General features: G+C 56.0%; 15 protein-coding genes and 2 tRNA genes. 7 read left to right on the top strand and 10 right to left on the bottom strand.

What is annotated here, in order from left to right:
* The first annotated feature begins 5 nt into the window (after positions 1 to 5).
* Entirely contained in the window at positions 6 to 1,346 is a 1,341-nt protein-coding gene (bioA, locus tag NIZ92_RS04710) for an adenosylmethionine--8-amino-7-oxononanoate transaminase (RefSeq protein ID WP_254002769.1), read from the top strand.
* Entirely contained in the window at positions 1,343 to 2,035 is a 693-nt protein-coding gene (gene bioD, locus NIZ92_RS04705; protein WP_254002768.1) for a dethiobiotin synthase, read from the top strand. The genes bioA and bioD overlap by 4 nt, the downstream gene beginning before the upstream one ends.
* Positions 2,036 to 2,050: 15 nt before the next feature.
* On the opposite strand, the gene NIZ92_RS04700 is transcribed toward bioD, so the two are convergent.
* The 6 genes from NIZ92_RS04700 to NIZ92_RS04675 all read right to left on the bottom strand — a co-directional run bounded on the left by NIZ92_RS04700 (position 2,051) and on the right by NIZ92_RS04675 (position 6,737).
* Positions 2,051 to 2,425, bottom strand: coding sequence for a DUF4880 domain-containing protein (locus NIZ92_RS04700; protein ID WP_022983511.1), 375 nt, complete (start codon positions 2,423 to 2,425; stop codon positions 2,051 to 2,053).
* 10 nt (positions 2,426 to 2,435) lie between these two features.
* Positions 2,436 to 2,756: a sigma factor-like helix-turn-helix DNA-binding protein gene (locus NIZ92_RS04695; RefSeq protein WP_009457891.1), complete on the bottom strand. Its 321-nt coding sequence runs from the start codon at positions 2,754 to 2,756 to the stop codon at positions 2,436 to 2,438.
* Positions 2,757 to 3,185: 429 nt separating this feature from the next.
* On the bottom strand, positions 3,186 to 4,319 hold the full coding sequence (bamC, locus tag NIZ92_RS04690) for an outer membrane protein assembly factor BamC (RefSeq protein ID WP_009457893.1): 1,134 nt from the start codon (positions 4,317 to 4,319) through the stop codon (positions 3,186 to 3,188).
* Positions 4,316 to 5,221, bottom strand: coding sequence for a 4-hydroxy-tetrahydrodipicolinate synthase (gene dapA / locus NIZ92_RS04685; protein ID WP_009457899.1), 906 nt, complete (start codon positions 5,219 to 5,221; stop codon positions 4,316 to 4,318). The genes bamC and dapA overlap by 4 nt, the downstream gene beginning before the upstream one ends.
* 79 nt (positions 5,222 to 5,300) lie before the next feature.
* Complete coding sequence (locus NIZ92_RS04680) at positions 5,301 to 5,951, bottom strand: site-2 protease family protein (protein ID WP_254002767.1); 651 nt, start codon at positions 5,949 to 5,951, stop codon at positions 5,301 to 5,303.
* 159 nt (positions 5,952 to 6,110) lie between these two features.
* Entirely contained in the window at positions 6,111 to 6,737 is a 627-nt protein-coding gene (locus NIZ92_RS04675) for an L-threonylcarbamoyladenylate synthase (RefSeq protein WP_009457902.1), read from the bottom strand.
* Positions 6,738 to 6,932: 195 nt separating this feature from the next.
* On the opposite strand from NIZ92_RS04675, the gene NIZ92_RS04670 reads away from it, so the two are divergent.
* The 4 genes from NIZ92_RS04670 (at position 6,933) to paaX (ending at position 10,204) form a co-directional block, all read left to right on the top strand.
* Positions 6,933 to 7,008: transfer RNA gene (locus NIZ92_RS04670), tRNA-His, on the top strand.
* 366 nt (positions 7,009 to 7,374) lie between these two features.
* Positions 7,375 to 7,611 (top strand): hypothetical protein, encoded by a 237-nt coding sequence (locus tag NIZ92_RS04665; protein WP_022983509.1) that lies wholly within the window; start codon positions 7,375 to 7,377, stop codon positions 7,609 to 7,611.
* 4 nt (positions 7,612 to 7,615) lie between these two features.
* Positions 7,616 to 9,085 (top strand): phospholipase D-like domain-containing protein, encoded by a 1,470-nt coding sequence (locus tag NIZ92_RS04660; protein WP_254002766.1) that lies wholly within the window; start codon positions 7,616 to 7,618, stop codon positions 9,083 to 9,085.
* 159 nt (positions 9,086 to 9,244) lie between these two features.
* Positions 9,245 to 10,204 carry a phenylacetic acid degradation operon negative regulatory protein PaaX gene (paaX, locus tag NIZ92_RS04655; RefSeq protein ID WP_022983507.1) on the top strand — a complete coding sequence of 320 codons (960 nt, stop codon included), beginning with the start codon at positions 9,245 to 9,247 and terminating at the stop codon, positions 10,202 to 10,204.
* Between the two features lie 190 nt (positions 10,205 to 10,394).
* On the opposite strand, the gene NIZ92_RS04650 is transcribed toward paaX, so the two are convergent.
* The 3 genes from NIZ92_RS04650 to NIZ92_RS04640 form a co-directional block, all read right to left on the bottom strand.
* Positions 10,395 to 12,113, bottom strand: coding sequence for a cation acetate symporter (locus tag NIZ92_RS04650; protein WP_035270945.1), 1,719 nt, complete (start codon positions 12,111 to 12,113; stop codon positions 10,395 to 10,397).
* Positions 12,110 to 12,418, bottom strand: coding sequence for a DUF485 domain-containing protein (locus NIZ92_RS04645; protein ID WP_009457917.1), 309 nt, complete (start codon positions 12,416 to 12,418; stop codon positions 12,110 to 12,112). The genes NIZ92_RS04650 and NIZ92_RS04645 overlap by 4 nt, the downstream gene beginning before the upstream one ends.
* Before the next feature lie 214 nt (positions 12,419 to 12,632).
* Positions 12,633 to 12,709 (bottom strand) — tRNA-Arg (locus NIZ92_RS04640).
* Positions 12,710 to 13,038: 329 nt separating this feature from the next.
* Between NIZ92_RS04640 and NIZ92_RS04635 the strand changes: the two genes are divergently transcribed.
* Positions 13,039 to 14,283: a phospholipase A gene (locus NIZ92_RS04635; RefSeq protein ID WP_235332476.1), complete on the top strand. Its 1,245-nt coding sequence runs from the start codon at positions 13,039 to 13,041 to the stop codon at positions 14,281 to 14,283.
* Between the two features lie 6 nt (positions 14,284 to 14,289).
* Here the strand turns inward: NIZ92_RS04635 and NIZ92_RS04630 are convergent, their stop codons facing one another.
* A complete protein-coding gene (locus tag NIZ92_RS04630; protein WP_031233005.1) occupies positions 14,290 to 15,249 on the bottom strand; it encodes a LysR family transcriptional regulator in 960 nt (319 codons plus the stop codon).
* Positions 15,250 to 15,321 lie beyond the last annotated feature (72 nt).

Here is a 15,321-nt window from a genome sequence, read left to right as displayed (position 1 = left end):
TTGCCATGAACTCAAACTCCTTTCCCCCTTTGGCCCAACGCAGCCTGCAAGCGGTCTGGCATCCTTGCACTCAAATGCAGCATCACGATCAAGGCGTGCCGCTACTGGCAATCAAACGCGCCCAAGGCGCCTGGCTTCATGATGCCGACGGCAACGCCTATCTGGACGCTATCAGCTCCTGGTGGGTGAATCTGTTTGGCCATAGCCACCCGCATCTGGTGCAAGCCATTAGCGATCAGGTTCAGCAACTGGATCACATCATGCTCTGCGGCCTGACCCATGAGCCGGTTGTGCAGCTTTCCGAACGATTGGCCGCCTTGAGCAGCCATCGTTTAGGCCATGCTTTTTATGCCAGCGACGGTGCTTCCGCGGTAGAGATTGCCCTGAAGCTGAGCGTGCACTACTGGCGCAACCAAGGCCAGGAACACAAGCACCGCTTTGTAGGCATCGCGCAGGGATACCACGGCGAAACACTGGGTGCTCTGGCCGTGACCGATGTGCCCTTGTTTCGGGAAAACTACGGCACACAGCTGGGCCAGCAATACACCGCAGCCAGCCCCGATCTGCGTCAAGCCACTAGCCCGGACGAACACACGCAGGTCACCGAAAACGCATTGCACTCGCTGGAGCAGATTCTGGATGGTCATCAGGACATTGCCACCGTCATTCTGGAGCCGCTAGTGCAATGTGCGGCTGGCATGCACATGCACTCCCCCGACTATCTGCGCGGTGTGCGCGAGCTGTGCGACCGCTATCAGGTGCATTTGATTCTGGACGAGATTGCCGTGGGTTGCGGCCGTACCGGCACGTTCTTTGCCTGTGAGCAGGCCGGTATCTGGCCTGACCTGCTGTGCTTGTCCAAGGGAATTACCGGCGGCACGCTGCCCTTGTCCGTAGTGCTATCCAGCCCCTCGATTTATCAAGGGTTTTATGACCAGGACTTGCGCAGAGGCTTTCTGCATTCCCATTCTTATACCGGCAATCCCCTGGCCTGCCGAGCCGCGCTGGCCACGCTGGACTTGTTCCAGCAATACCCCGTCTACGAGCTGCAAAAAACGCTGGGACAAGCACTTGATGAAGGTTTGCATAGACTGAACCGGCACTATCCCAAGATGCAGCATCTGCGCCGCTGCGGGGTAATCTGGGCCTTTGATCTGGACACGGGCCCAGCTCGCTACGATCACCAGGGCTTTGCCCGGCGCTTTTACCGCTCTGCTTTGCAGCAGGGATTGATGCTACGCCCTATCGGCAATACGGTGTACCTGATGCCCGGCTATCTCTGGGGCACAAAAGAGGTGGAGCATTGCCTGCATGGGCTGGGTCGTCTGCTGAAGGAATACGCATGAGGGCCTGCTTTGTGACGGGCACCGATACGGAAATTGGCAAAACGCTGGTCAGCTCGGCTTTACTTCATTTACTAAGCCAAAGCGGCGCACGCACGCTCGGCATCAAACCCATTGCTTCGGGGGCCGTAGAGGTAGAAGGACGTTTACAGAACGAAGATGTGGATGCACTGGCGCGGCATTCCAGCCTGAAGCTCGCTCCCGAAACCCTGACACCGTACTTGTTTAAGCCCGCTGCGGCACCCCATATTCTGGCTGAACAAGCAGGAATCGAAATAGACCCGGCTCTGATCAAAACAACGGTTCAAACGGTGGCGGAGCAAGCCGATTATGCAATCGTTGAAGGAGTAGGAGGCTTCATGCTGCCCTTGGGGCAAGGACGGACAGGCGTAGATTTAGCGCAAGCCTTGCAACTACCTGTGGTGCTGGTTATCGGTCTACGTTTGGGTGCCTTGAATCACGCTTTGCTGACGGCTCAAGCCATACGCGCCAGCGGCTTGAACTTGCTGGGCTGGGTCGTCAACCACATAGCGCCGGAGATGAGTTATGCCCAGGAGAACCTGCAAACGCTGCATGACTATCTGCCGAGCCCTTGCCTGGGTGTCATTCCCAGATTGGAAGCCAAAACACTGGATGAGCGTATCCAGCAAGCTGCGCAATATTTACGCTCGCCTTGGGAAGATAGAGAATAGGCCTTTGGACAGGGCTTATAGAAAGTAGCTACCTACACTCCCCAGAAACGCCACGCCTAGCAGTAGACACACGGCGCCACCCAAGGCAAAGCGCAAGGCCGGGTTGGTGGACCAGGCGTCCAAACAGCTATTTAGCAAACGTTGACGCCATGTCCCCGACCCTGCCGCGCCTGCGGCTTGCCGGGAGTTTGCACGCAAACGACTCAGATGCTCCTCGCTGATTCCATCCATGGCTTCCCACTCCAGCTTCCAGCGCAAGAAGGCGGCCTGATGCTCGGGATCAATGGATAACCAGGCCCGGAAAGCAGACTGGCTGCGGGCATCGTTCTGATGTTTGGGGTCGTGCTGTTTGAGCAGCCAGCTCAAGGCCTGCTCATCAATGTGCTGCATGTGTTCGTCCTTAGACATACGAACCAGCAGGACGCGGCACTGCCCCGTCCGCCCGATTGAGCGGTGCCGGATTATGGCGGCACGCCAACATGGCCATGCGGATATAGTGCTCAACCACTCGGGGGCTGGTACCCATGCGTGTCGCAATTTCTTTGTAGTTCAGGCCCTCGAAGCGATGCAGCACAAAGGCTTCACGACGACGACGAGGCAAGGCCTCGATCATGGCCAGCATACGAGCACCCGGTTCAGAAGGAGCGTGAGCAGAGGCTTGTGTGCCACGCAGCATACGCAGGCAAAAACTTAAACCGTTACGGCAAAACGATTTCAGCATGGGCCACTCCCTAAAACACATTAAATGATAATGGTTCCTATTATCTTTACTGTTTTAGAGAAAGTCCAGCCCTGCTCAAGAAAGATTAACTCTGCTCACAAAATAAAAGATGGCCCCCCTCAAGTCTTTGCCAAAGAAAGGCTTTGCGCCATTTCAGGGAGCACCGCAATACAGGCGTTACAAAGAGAGCGCAGCGTAGCCTGGAAAAGAGACTGTGTCCTTTCAGGAAATGCCCCCAATGACCTCTTCTTCTGTAAAGGGAAAGCCAGCGCTAATCGCGCTGACCTCGCCAGATTCCTGGCCTCTGTTGGCTCCTCTTCGACAAGAGAAAGAGAGCCAAAGTAACTCAGAACGGAGCTAGTGCATAAAAAAAGCCCTGGCATGAAACCAGGGCTTTTTCCAGACGGCCCGCAGGCCGACTCAAAACAATCAGTTGCCGGGGCGCAGATTGGTAGACAGCACATTGATGATGCGCTTGGCTGTCGGAGTTGTCTGCTCCTGACCTTGCTGATCCAGCACCGTTACGCGAGTGCCAGCACCTTGGGCGCTCAGCTTGATGCGGAAGGGTGTGGCTTCGGCGGTGTTGCGGCTGCCGAAGATGCGGCCAATGATGTTTTGCTGCTCGATCTTCTCGCCGGTATCCGAATCCAGATAGCGGATGAAGAACTCGCCAGCGGAACGGTCACGATCCTCAACCGAGAAACCGGCGGAGTCGATGGCTACGCCAACACGACGCCATGCACGATCAAAGGACTCGTTCAGCATCAACTCAGCCTGATCGCCCTTATCCGATGCCTGGACCTGAACGCTGGAAGGATCCTTGGAAGCGTTGGCTACTTGTTCACGTGCTGTTTCAATATCCGAGCCCAGGAAGACCATCATGCGAGCCAGCATGGCCGCATTCAGACCTGGATCTTCTTTGGCGAACACCCATTTAAAGGCGGAACCGTCTGCCGTGGGTGTTTCTTCCATGTGCTGGTGGGACACATAGATTTCGGTCTTGTTGCCGACACGCTCAAAGCGGGTACGGAAGCGGTCACGTTCGCCGCTATCAAAGACCTGGTCAATGATGGAACCCAAGGCACTGCGTATCCAGCTTTCTGGAATCTTGGCACGGTTTTCAGCCCAGTCGGTCTGAATCAAGCCGGCACGGGGGTCCTGGGACTGAATGGTAAAACCATGCTCACCCCAGAAATCGACGATGCGGGGAAACAGGTCTTCCACGGGGCGGTCTACGACCAGCCAGCGCAGATCGCCATCGCGCATCACCTTGATGGCATCAGACTGAGGCAGGATCGTATCGGCACCGCCCTTGGCCTGCTGCGCGGTTTGACCTTGCGAGTAGACCGAGTAAGACGTGGCACCTTCTGGCGCACGGTAATGTGCGTCACGGTTGGCCTGGGTCAGATCCGGCGGAATGCTCAAGGGATCGCCTGCTACCGTACTCTTGTAATTAACCGACTCGCCCTGGCCCATAATCTGGTCCATCGTCGAGCAGCCCGACAGCACCAACAGGCTCAAAGACAGCCCGATCAGGCTTTTATTAACTGGCTTTGCAATCATGGAAGAAGATCCGCAAGTTTCAAAGATTGACGCAGCAACTCGTGATGCTGTGCATTTAACGGCGTCAATGGTAAACGATATCCCAGCTGAGTAAGGCCCATTTCTGCAACTGCCCATTTCACGGGGATGGGGTTAGCCTCAACAAACAGGTTCTTGTTCAGACCTGCCAGATAGGCATTCAAACGGCGTACCGTCGGTACGTCCATATCCAAAGCGGCCTGGCACAACTGGCTCATCAGGCGTGGGGCCACGTTGGCCGTCACGGAGATATTGCCTTTGGCGCCCAGCAAGATATACGAAGCAGCGGTAGGATCATCGCCGCTGACCACTATGAAATCTTCGGGGGCATCACGCAGCAGCAAGCCGCCACGAGCCAGATCGCCCGTTGCGTCCTTGATACCGATGATGTTGGGGATTTGAGCCAGACGCAGCACGGTGTCGTTCTGCAGATCGGCCACGGTACGGCCCGGCACGTTGTACAGGAACTGCGGCAGATCCACCGCTTCTGCAATGGCACGGAAGTGCTGGTACATGCCTTCCTGAGTAGGACGGTTGTAGTAAGGCACCACCGACAAACCGGCGTCTGCACCCACTTCCTGGGCGTGACGCGACAGTTCGATGGCCTCGCGAGTGGAGTTGCCACCCACACCGGCAATCACGGGCACACGGCCAGCCGCGTGTTCAACGGCTACCTTGATCAGTTCAGCGTGCTCATCAACCGACACCGTGGGCGATTCGCCCGAGGTTCCAACGACCACCAGCACACGCGTTCCTTCCTGAATGTGCCAGTCGATCAGCTTTCGGTAAGCGGCAAAATCCAGACCCCCATTGGGATCCATGGGTGTAACAAGGGCAACCATGCTGCCCTGAAAATTGGAAATAGCAGAGTCCGAACTTGCCATGATGAGATGAATCTCCGGGTTTAAGGCCCTATAGCCGAAAAAAAATATGACTCACAAGTTTAACGGATAAGCCGTTAAATCATAAGAACCATTTCAATATGCCTTCGCCCAGCGCAATCAAGGGACTCATCAGGGTCCACAGTACGCCGGTAAACATCAGCAGGATCAAAATGACCATGCCATAAGGCTCGATACGAGAATAATGATAGGCCAAACGATTAGGCAATAGACTAAATACAATGCGCCCGCCATCCAAAGGCGGCAAAGGCAGCAGATTCAGTGCCATCAGAACCAGGTTGACCTGCACACCGGCCACCGCCATGCCCATCCAGAAGCGGCTGTCACCCTGCCCGATCTTGACCATCAAATGGGCATACAGAACCCACAAAATAGCCATCAGCATATTGGAGGCCGGTCCGGCCAGAGCAACCCAGAGCATGTCGCGCTTGGGATTGCGCAGGCGCCCCCAATCCACAGGGACGGGTTTGGCCCAGCCAAACAGAATGCCGCCCATGCCCATCATGGCGCTGGACAGCAACAGCACCGCCGGCACCACAATCGTGCCGATGGGGTCGATATGACGCAGTGGGTTCAGGCTGATGCGACCGGCCAGCATGGCCGTCGGGTCGCCAAACATGCGGGCGACGTAGCCGTGGGCAGCTTCATGCAGCGTAATACCGAAAACGACTGGTAAAGCATAGACCGTCAAGGTCTGTATAAAAGAGTCCATGGTGATCCTTGGTCCAGGCCGGGGACTTATCCCCTACTTTTTCAAGACGATAAGTCGCCTGTCATCAGCCTGTCTGATTGGGACAGCGAGTGCTGCCCCAAGGTTCAGAATTGAAACACGGATAGGCACCTGGACGCGAGTTTTGTGCAAGCCCGCAGATCAGGACAGGCCCAAAGTGGCAGGATCACCCGAGCCACGACGCAACACCTCCGGCGTAGGGCCGGTCAGATCGATCACGGTAGTGGCCTGCAAGGGGCAAGGTCCACCATCGACAACCGCCGCCAACTGATGGGCATAACGGTCCAGAATTTCCTGGGCGTCGTTCAAGGGTTCGTCTTCGCCCTCAGGAATCAGCGTGGTGGAAATCAAGGGGCTGCCGACTTCTTCCATCAGGGCCAGGGCCACTTTCTGGTCGGGCACCCGAATACCAATGGTTTTGCGCGAAGGGTGCGACACGCGGCGCGGCACTTCCTTGGTAGCTTCCAAAATGAACGTCCACGGACCAGGGGTGGCCATCTTCAACAAGCGATACTGCGGGTTATCCACTTTGGCAAAGTGGCTGATCTCGGCCAGATCACGACACAGCAAGGTCAGATGATGACGATCATCCAAGCCACGCAAACGACGCAGGTTGTCAGCGGCGGACTTGTCATCCAGGCGGGCGACAACGGCATAACTGGAATCGGTAGGAATGGCGAGCAGCCCTCCTTTAGCCAATAGTTCGGCTGCTTGAGCCAATGCGCGGGGTTGAGGATTTTCGGGATGAACGACGAATAATTGAGACATTTCGCGCTTCCTTGCTATTACGAGGGGAAATCATTAAACCTGAGTCACGCTCTAACCGGCAAGACCGGAGCAAGACTCAGGGTCGAAGTATTCTTGCACGAGTGTTGCATTCTTTAAAAAAAGCATGCTAGAATACATTTTTTACTTCACAGCCCACCTTGATGTAGGCCAGAAGCAAAAAAGCAGTAAACAGTGGTGACCGTAGCTCAGTTGGTAGAGTCCCGGATTGTGATTCCGGTTGTCGTGGGTTCGAGCCCCATCGGTCACCCCAGAAATTTACCGCTTCCAAGGTTTTGCAAATCTCCTTAAATGGTGACAAGACCAGGAACTGGAAAAAAACATACTTGAAAGCCCGCCACGCAGCGGGCTTTTTTGCGTTTGTTCATCGTAACAAGTTTGCCGCCTTCGCACACCCCACGCAAGTTCAGGCTGGACAATAAACTGTGTTTGATTGTGAACCCCAGGCCAGTCCTGGCTTTCGCCTGCGACCCAGCCCTTCGAGTTGGCAGGCCCGCACAGCAAAAGTCCCTCCCCCATCAAACACCCGGCATTTCAGCCCGCCTCCTCTGTAATAGAAACTGGCACAAAACCACGCTTTCTTATACTCTAATCTGTCCCATTTTCTGGAAGTTTGCTGATGACACTCGGTTTCCCCTGCTGGGATCAGGCACCCGTCAATTGGGACTGGCTTGCACAGGATGAAGACGGCCAATGGTTCTGGTATGGCGTCCAGCCCTCGCCTGGCATAGGCGGTGGCGTATGGCGCTCTCCCTCCCGCCTGCAGCAGTTTGCCGCCCGCGGCGAACCGAACCCGTCCTGGATGCACAGCCTCTACCAACGCCCGGACCTGCCTGACAAGAACCGTAGCACCTGAACCCATGCAAGAGCATCTGATACACCTGCGCTCCCTGCTGCACGATTACTGGCCGCATCTAGCCTTGGCGCTCAGCGTGATACTGGGCGCTTCAGCGGCCATTCATGCCGCCATGACCAAAAATGATGTCCGCGCCGCCATCAGCTGGGTGGGCGTCATCATCATGTCGCCCCTATTGGGACCGTTTCTGTATCTGATCGCGGGGATCAACCGCGTACGCAGACAAAGCCTTCTGGAACAAAGTGCAGACGTGTTCTATGAACAGGTCACCTATCTGCACCCTCCCGTCTCGGACATTGGTGCCCTGGTCGGCGCCCCATTTCGTTCTTTGCAAATTCTGGGTGACCGCGTCAGCCGCAGCCAACTACGCAATGGCAATAATGTGCGCGTTCTGGTCGGCGGCGATCAGGCTTATCCTGCCATGCTGGAAGCCATTGATCAGGCCCACAGCACCATTGCCTTGCAAAGCTATATCTTCGATAGCGACCGCCTGGGGCGTGAATTTGTCAGCGCCCTGTCGCGCGCCCATCAACGTGGCGTGCAGATTCGTGTGCTGGTCGATGCCATCGGGGCGAAATATTCGCGTACGCCCATTGTTCGATTGCTGCGCCGCGAAGGCATACGCTGCGCCCTGTTCATGACCAACCCCCTGGGCTTTCTGCGCATGCCCTACGCCAATCTGCGCAGTCACCGCAAATTGCTGATTGTGGATGGCACGGTAGGTTTTACCGGCGGCATGAATCTGCGTGAGTCCTTTATGGCGCAGTACAGCGACGGCAAGCCCTCTCAAGACACCCATTTCCGCTTGGAAGGCCCGGCAGTCATGCAATTGCTGGCTTCTTTCCGCCACGACTGGCAGTTCACGACTCGCGAAGACCTATCGCCCGCCTACTGGCATGCCAGCTCCTCGCCCGCCCCCAGACCTCATGTTCCAGCTCGCTGCATTGCTTCTGGCCCGGATCGTTTCATGGCCAGTACCCACCATATGCTGCAAGGGGCGTTTGCCATTGCCCAGCGCCATATCCGTATTCAGTCTCCCTACTTTCTGCCCGATCAGATCCTGTTGGGTGCCTTGAACACCGCCGCCCGACGCGGCATTCAAGTGGATATCGTCATCCCCGGGCAAAATAATCTGCGCCTGGTCAATTACGCCATGACAGCCCAACTGGATCAGGTGCTGCGCGCAGGCTGCCGGGTCTGGCGCGCCAGCGGCCCCTTCAACCACTCCAAGCTCATGACGATTGACGGAGTCTGGTCTTATATTGGTTCGTCCAATCTGGACCCGCGCAGCTTGCGATTGAACTTCGAGCTGGACGTAGAAATCTACAGCCGCGACACGGCCCGCCAAATCCAGAACCTGATTGATCTGGAAATTGAGGACGCCGAAGCCGTCAGCCTGGAGTCCTTAAGTTCAATTGGCTTTGGCAAGCGCTTGTGCAACCGCCTGATCTGGCTGGCCAGCCCCTATCTGTAATGTGTGCGCACCAGAAACTGCTGCAAGCTTCAAGAAAGCCCCTGGCTTGCACAATCTTTCAATCCGCTTGCGCACCCACCCTTTATAATCAAGCGCTTAAACGGTCTACACAGACAGGCGTGCCGTTCCAAAACAGACTTGAGCGCCATTAAAAAAACAATGTCCGAGCTTCCTTATTCCGACCTGGCCCAATGGGCCGCCCACCATCTGGAAAACCGCCCTCCCCGAGCCAAGTCCCTGGTCATGACCTTGTTTGGCGACGTGATTCGCCCACATGGCGGCAAACTTTGGCTAGGCAGTTTGATTCAGTTGCTGGCCCCCTTCGGGATCAGCGACCGACTGGTGCGCACCAGCGTGTACAGGCTGGCCGAGGAGGGCTGGCTGAGCGCGCAGCGTGAAGGGCGACGCAGCCAGTACACCTTGCGTCCCGAAGCCAGCCAGCGCTTCGAACACGCGTATCAACGCATCTACACCCCGACCTATCTGGCCTGGGACGGGCAATGGACGCTGATCTTCAGCATGCCCAGCTTGATGATGAACTCCAAGCAACGGGCAGACCTGCGCAAGGAACTGCTGTGGGAAGGTTTTTGCGCCTTGTCACCCACGGCTTTCCTGCACCCCAACCCGGATCACACGATTCTGGACTACATCCTGCAGGCGACACAGGCGCAGTCGCAGGTGTATGTGGGCAAGCTGGAACCTTCCCAACTGCCGCAAACCCGCCCTCTGTCCCAACTGATTCAGGACAGTTGGGATCTGGCCCAGGTGGCCAGCGGCTACGGTCAGTTCATCCAGCGCTTTGCGCCCGCTCTGGCCATGCTGGATGCAGGCCACGACTATAACGACGAGCTGGCCTTTGTGATTCGCACCCTGCTGATTCACGAGTTCCGCCGTATTCAGCTGCACGACCCTCAACTGCCTATTGAGCTACTGCCAGCAGGCTGGGCAGGGAAACAGGCTTATGAGCTGTGCCGGGATGTATACCGTCAGGTCTGCGGCAAGGCCGAGCGCTATATTCTGTCCACCTTGCGGGCCGAGGATGAACAGGCACCGGAGGCCGCCGCCTACTTCTACGAGCGTTTTGACGGCCTGCCCGTCCCGTCCGAGACCCAGGCCTGAAGCTGAATCCCTGAATAGAGAGACTGACTGCTGTGTGCTTGATATCCGCAGCACACGACCAGCAGTACTGACAGCAATAGCGGCATGAGCAAATGAAAAACCCGGTGTGATCTGAATCACACCGGGTTTTTTTGCACCCTTAACAATCTGGCTCGGGCACGGGCAAACAAGCCCGGCCTGTCAGAGCAGATTAGTGCGCAGACGCTGCCTCTGCACCCACACCTGTCTCGGAGCGTACCGACTGAGCCTCAAAACCAGCACGGTCGATCTCGGCACGTGGGCTACGGTCAGTGATCGAGAAGAACCAGATCGCCACGAAAGCCAAAGGCATGGAGAACAGCGCTGCCGACGCATAAGGGAATGGCGAAGAACCGGCTGGATTGCCCAGCGTAGCTTCCCACACCGAAGGCGAGAGCAAAGTCAGCAGCAAGGCAACGATCAAGCCCAGGAAACCACCAATCGTGGCACCACGTGTCGTGCAGCCTTTCCACAGAATGGACAGGAACAGGACCGGGAAGTTAGCCGAGGCAGCAATCGCGAAGGCCAGAGACACCATGAAGGCGATGTTCTGCTTCTCGAAAATAATACCCAGCAACACGGCAACCACACCCAGGATCAAGGTGGTAGTGCGCGATACACGCATGACTTCCTCGTTCGTGGCTTCGCCCTTCTTGATCAGCGTGGAGTACAGGTCGTGCGACACGGCGGATGTACCGGAGAGCGTCAAACCAGCCACCACAGCCAGAATCGTGGCAAACGCCACTGCCGACATAAAGCCCAGGAACACGTCGCCACCAACAGCATCAGCCAAGTGCACAGCGGCCATATTAGAACCGCCAATCAGATCGCCGCCAACTTCCAGGAAGCGGGGATTGGTGGACACCAGCACGATAGCGCCGAAACCAATAATGAAGGTCAGGATGTAGAAGTAACCAATCCAGGTGGTTGCCCAGAACACGGATTTACGTGCTTCTTTTGCATCAGGCACGGTAAAGAAACGCATCAGGATGTGTGGCAGACCAGCAGTACCAAACATCAGAGCCATACCGAAGGAAATCGCGCTGATAGGGTCCTTGATGAAGTTGCCGGGGCCCATGATGGCTTGACCAATTGTGGAGGCCTGGACAGCATCTTTACCGGCTGCAATAGCGGCATCTGTCTTGACCTGCACAGCGGCGGCGAACAGTTTTTCTGGCGAAAAACCATACTGTGCCAGCACCATGATGGCCATGAAGGAAGCACCGAACAGCAGCAGGCCAGCCTTGATGATCTGCACCCAGGTGGTGGCTGTCATGCCGCCAAACAGCACGTAGACCATCATCAACACGCCCACCAGCACCACAGCCACCCAGTACTCCAGGCCAAACAGCAGCTTGATCAACTGACCGGCGCCTACCATCTGTGCGATCAGATAGAACAGAACCACAACCAGCGTGCCCGAGGCGGCAAAGGCGCGGATAGGACCTTGACGGAAGCGGTAAGCGGCTACGTCAGCAAAGGTGAATTTACCCAGGTTACGCAGCTTTTCTGCCAGCAGGAATGTAATGATGGGCCAGCCGACCAGAAAGCCGATGGAGTAGATCAGGCCATCGTAGCCGTTGATCATCACCGCCGCCGAAATACCCAAAAAGGAAGCCGCAGACATATAGTCACCGGCAATGGCCAGGCCGTTTTGAAAGCCTGTAATACCGCCACCTGCCGTGTAAAAGTCAGAGACCGACTTGGTGCGGGCAGCCGCCCATTTGGTAATCCACAAGGTCGCCAGCACAAAGACCGCAAACATGCCGATGGCGGTCCAGTTGGTTGGCTGCTTTTGCAGCTCGCCCAGATCGCCGCCAGCTGCCAGCAAGGCAGGACTGGCCAGCATCAGGCCCAGAGCCAGGCCGGAACGAAGGTAGGAATGCTTCATTTACGCACCTCCTCAAGGACGTCCTTGGCCATCTGGTCAAATTTGGTATTGGCGCGCCAGACATAAATGCCCGTAATGACAACAGCCAACACAATGACTCCAAAACCAATAGGAATACCCAGGGTCATGACGCCATCACCCAAGCGCTCTGCAAACAATTCCTTGTCGAAAGCAATAATGCCGATGTAACTGTAGTAAGCCACCAGCATGACGATGGTGAGTATCCAACCCAGCCGCAACCGGGTCTTGACCAGATTCTGATAGCGAGGATTGGCCGTAATCCGACCTACAAGGGGGTCTTGCATAGTTTGTCTCCGCATTGTTCTGAACGCCTTATTTTGCTGGCGTATCTTATTGAACCGGCCCAGCCCGAAAAGGCTGAAAACGGCGCTATGAAGACGCCTGCCGACGTCTATGCGGTGAACATTAGAGCCCGACACTTACACCATACTTACTAAATGCATCGGCTCAGGGTAATGCCTAGGAGCAAAAAAGCACGCAAGAAAAAGGGAGTAAGGTTGGCGCGGGTGGAGGGGTTCGAACCCCCGGCCCCAGGCTTAGAAGGCCTGTGCTCTATCCAACTGAGCTACACCCGCCAGGTGATGGTGGCATCGTCAAAACCGTCAGGCGATGCAAGGTCCGAGATAACGGTCCGTAAGGAATAAGGACCGAATTCAAGGCCCATTTTTTGTAAAAAAACAGACCTGAAAAGGACAATCGAATATTCTAGCCTGAAAATCTGTTTTAGATAAGCAGCACTCTGGTCAGAGTGTCAATACTGTAAGAAAAATAATTATAGGTAGTATTTTTAGTCGCAAATGGTACAGTCGTGTACGGATTAACCCGTTTTCCTGGACTTTTCTCCATGCCGACCAAAAAGAAACTAAGTAAGCACTCTTTAATACTATCGGCCCCCTTTCTTATCTTGAGCGCAATCCTGAATACCGCACAGGCAGGTATCAGCTATCAGTTGCGCCAAGTACAGGCCAGTTCTGGTGAAACCGTCGATATTGACGCCATCGTCTACAACGACACAGGCAGCTTGATGAGCTGGACCGCCCCGCAAAACCTGGTTTTGCAGTGGCGCGACAATAACGGCAACGTCATCCGCAGCTTGGCCGAGCTGGTCAGCCCGCGGCCCCGAGCATCCATCCCCATCAACAACTTCACCGCCTACAGTTGGCGAGCTGTGGTCCCCAATGGTTTGACCGGCTTGCAAGCCGTCAATATTGAAGGCGAGCGTGTGATGTTGGCGCTGGACACCAATCCGGAAGGCCAAAGCCCGATTACCTCGCAACCGGCAAACGCCGCTGTGGTGAACGCAGGTGCTGGCCATGACCCACGTGTCATTGACCCTGCCCTGCCCTATGCCCAGGCCGTCGCGGCCGGCGCACAACGCGAAGGGCCAGCCATCAATAACGGACAAGGCCTGAAACCCGCAAACTCCAGTTTCGAGAACTTCAGCAACGCAATTTCGGCTCACGACCCGACCTACTTTATTGTCGGCAATAAAGGCGGCACCAATGCCCGCTTCCAGCTGAGCTTCAAGTATCGTCTGCATTCGCCGTCGGACCCCAGCAATCCAAAGTTCTACGACCATTTCTATATTGGCTATACGCAAACGGCACTGTGGGACTTGCACTCTGACTCCAAGCCATTTGTGGATACCACTTACCGCCCCAGCTTCTTCTGGCGTAAGGACTCCATCTGGGAATCCGAGCAGAAACGTCTGTTCATGGGCCTGGCAACCGGCTACGAACACGCTTCCAACGGCAAAGCAGGAGATGACTCCCGCTCCATGAACGAGGTCTTCATCCAGCCCGAGTTCAATTACCGCTTTGATCACGGTGCCACACTGACGTTTGCCCCACGCATAAAACACTATGTATTTATGGGCGAAAACGACGATTGGGCACATTACCGTGGTCGAGTGGACTGGAAGCTGCGCTACGCCCAAGATAACGGGCTAGTACTGTCTGGCATGTACAACAAGGGCGCCGGCAGCCGCAATACACATGAACTGTCTATTGCCTGGCCGTTGAACCGCACACCGTTGAACATGAACGGCTACCTCTACGCCCAGTACTTCTCGGGTTACGCGGAAACCATGTTGAGCTACCGCGAGCGCAGCTCTTCGCAGTTCCGTATCGGTCTGGCGCTGGTGCCGTAAGCGCTTCTACAACAGTCCCCCACCGCGTCGGCTTCCCATGCCGGCGCGGGCCATATCATGATCACAGGCCTGAATCAGAAAGCGCTGAAACAAGGCCACCAATCCTTCCGGCTCACGTCCTTTGGGCCATAACAAGCCCACCTCTACCGACTCCACCGGGTCATGAATCCCGATGGCATGGATACGCTTGCCTTCCAGAGACCAGGGCCGGTAAACCATATCTGACAAGATTGTCACCCCAAAGCCATAAGCCACCAAACCGCGCACCGCCTCCAGGGAGCGGGTCCGCATAGCGACACGCTCCGGAAAGCCGGGGCTGCCCCAATGTCGCATGGCCGCCGTATCGGCATCGTCCACCGTCAGAAAGATGTAGGGATAGTTGTTGACCTGCTCCAGGGACACACTGGACTCATTGGCCAGGGCATGTTGATCCGACACCCATAAGCGCCGGCGGGAACTGCTCAGGCGATGGTGCCCGAACATGGCCAAATCGGTGATATTCGACAAAATAGCAACACCCAGATCGATACGCTCGCCCTCCAGGGCGGCCTCCATTTCGGGGCGCTCCATATCCACCAGCTCGATGTCGATATTCGGATAGCTGTGCTTGAAACGACTGATCAGATCAGGCAAGAAGTAGCCTAGAACCGTATAGCCCGCGGCTACCCGAATCTGCCCTTCGATATTTTGTCGCCGCAAATCCGCATGGTTCAGCGCATCGCTGACGGCATCAATCACGTGATGGGCGTGGTGAAAGAACGCCTGTCCCTGTGGCGTTAACTCCACACCATGGGGCAAACGCTCAAACAAGGCCACATTCAGCTGGCGCTCCAGACTTTGCACCGCATTACTGATAGCCGACTGGGAGACATTCTCCGCCTGGGCCGCCGCCGAGAACTGCCCGCTGACCGCCGCAGCGATGAAATATCGAAACTGCCTCAGAGTCACTTCGTGCTTCATAGCCATCCGTTTTTCAGATATCAGGTACACGTAAATTTGATTTTACGATAACAAAAAGCTGCCCTAGACTAAAGAACA

This window comes from Alcaligenes sp. 1735tsa3 (assembly GCF_024134565.1).
Taxonomy (GTDB): domain Bacteria; phylum Pseudomonadota; class Gammaproteobacteria; order Burkholderiales; family Burkholderiaceae_B; genus Alcaligenes; species Alcaligenes phenolicus.
Note: the sequence above shows the minus strand (reverse complement) of the source record. Positions and strands in the feature narration are given on the sequence as shown.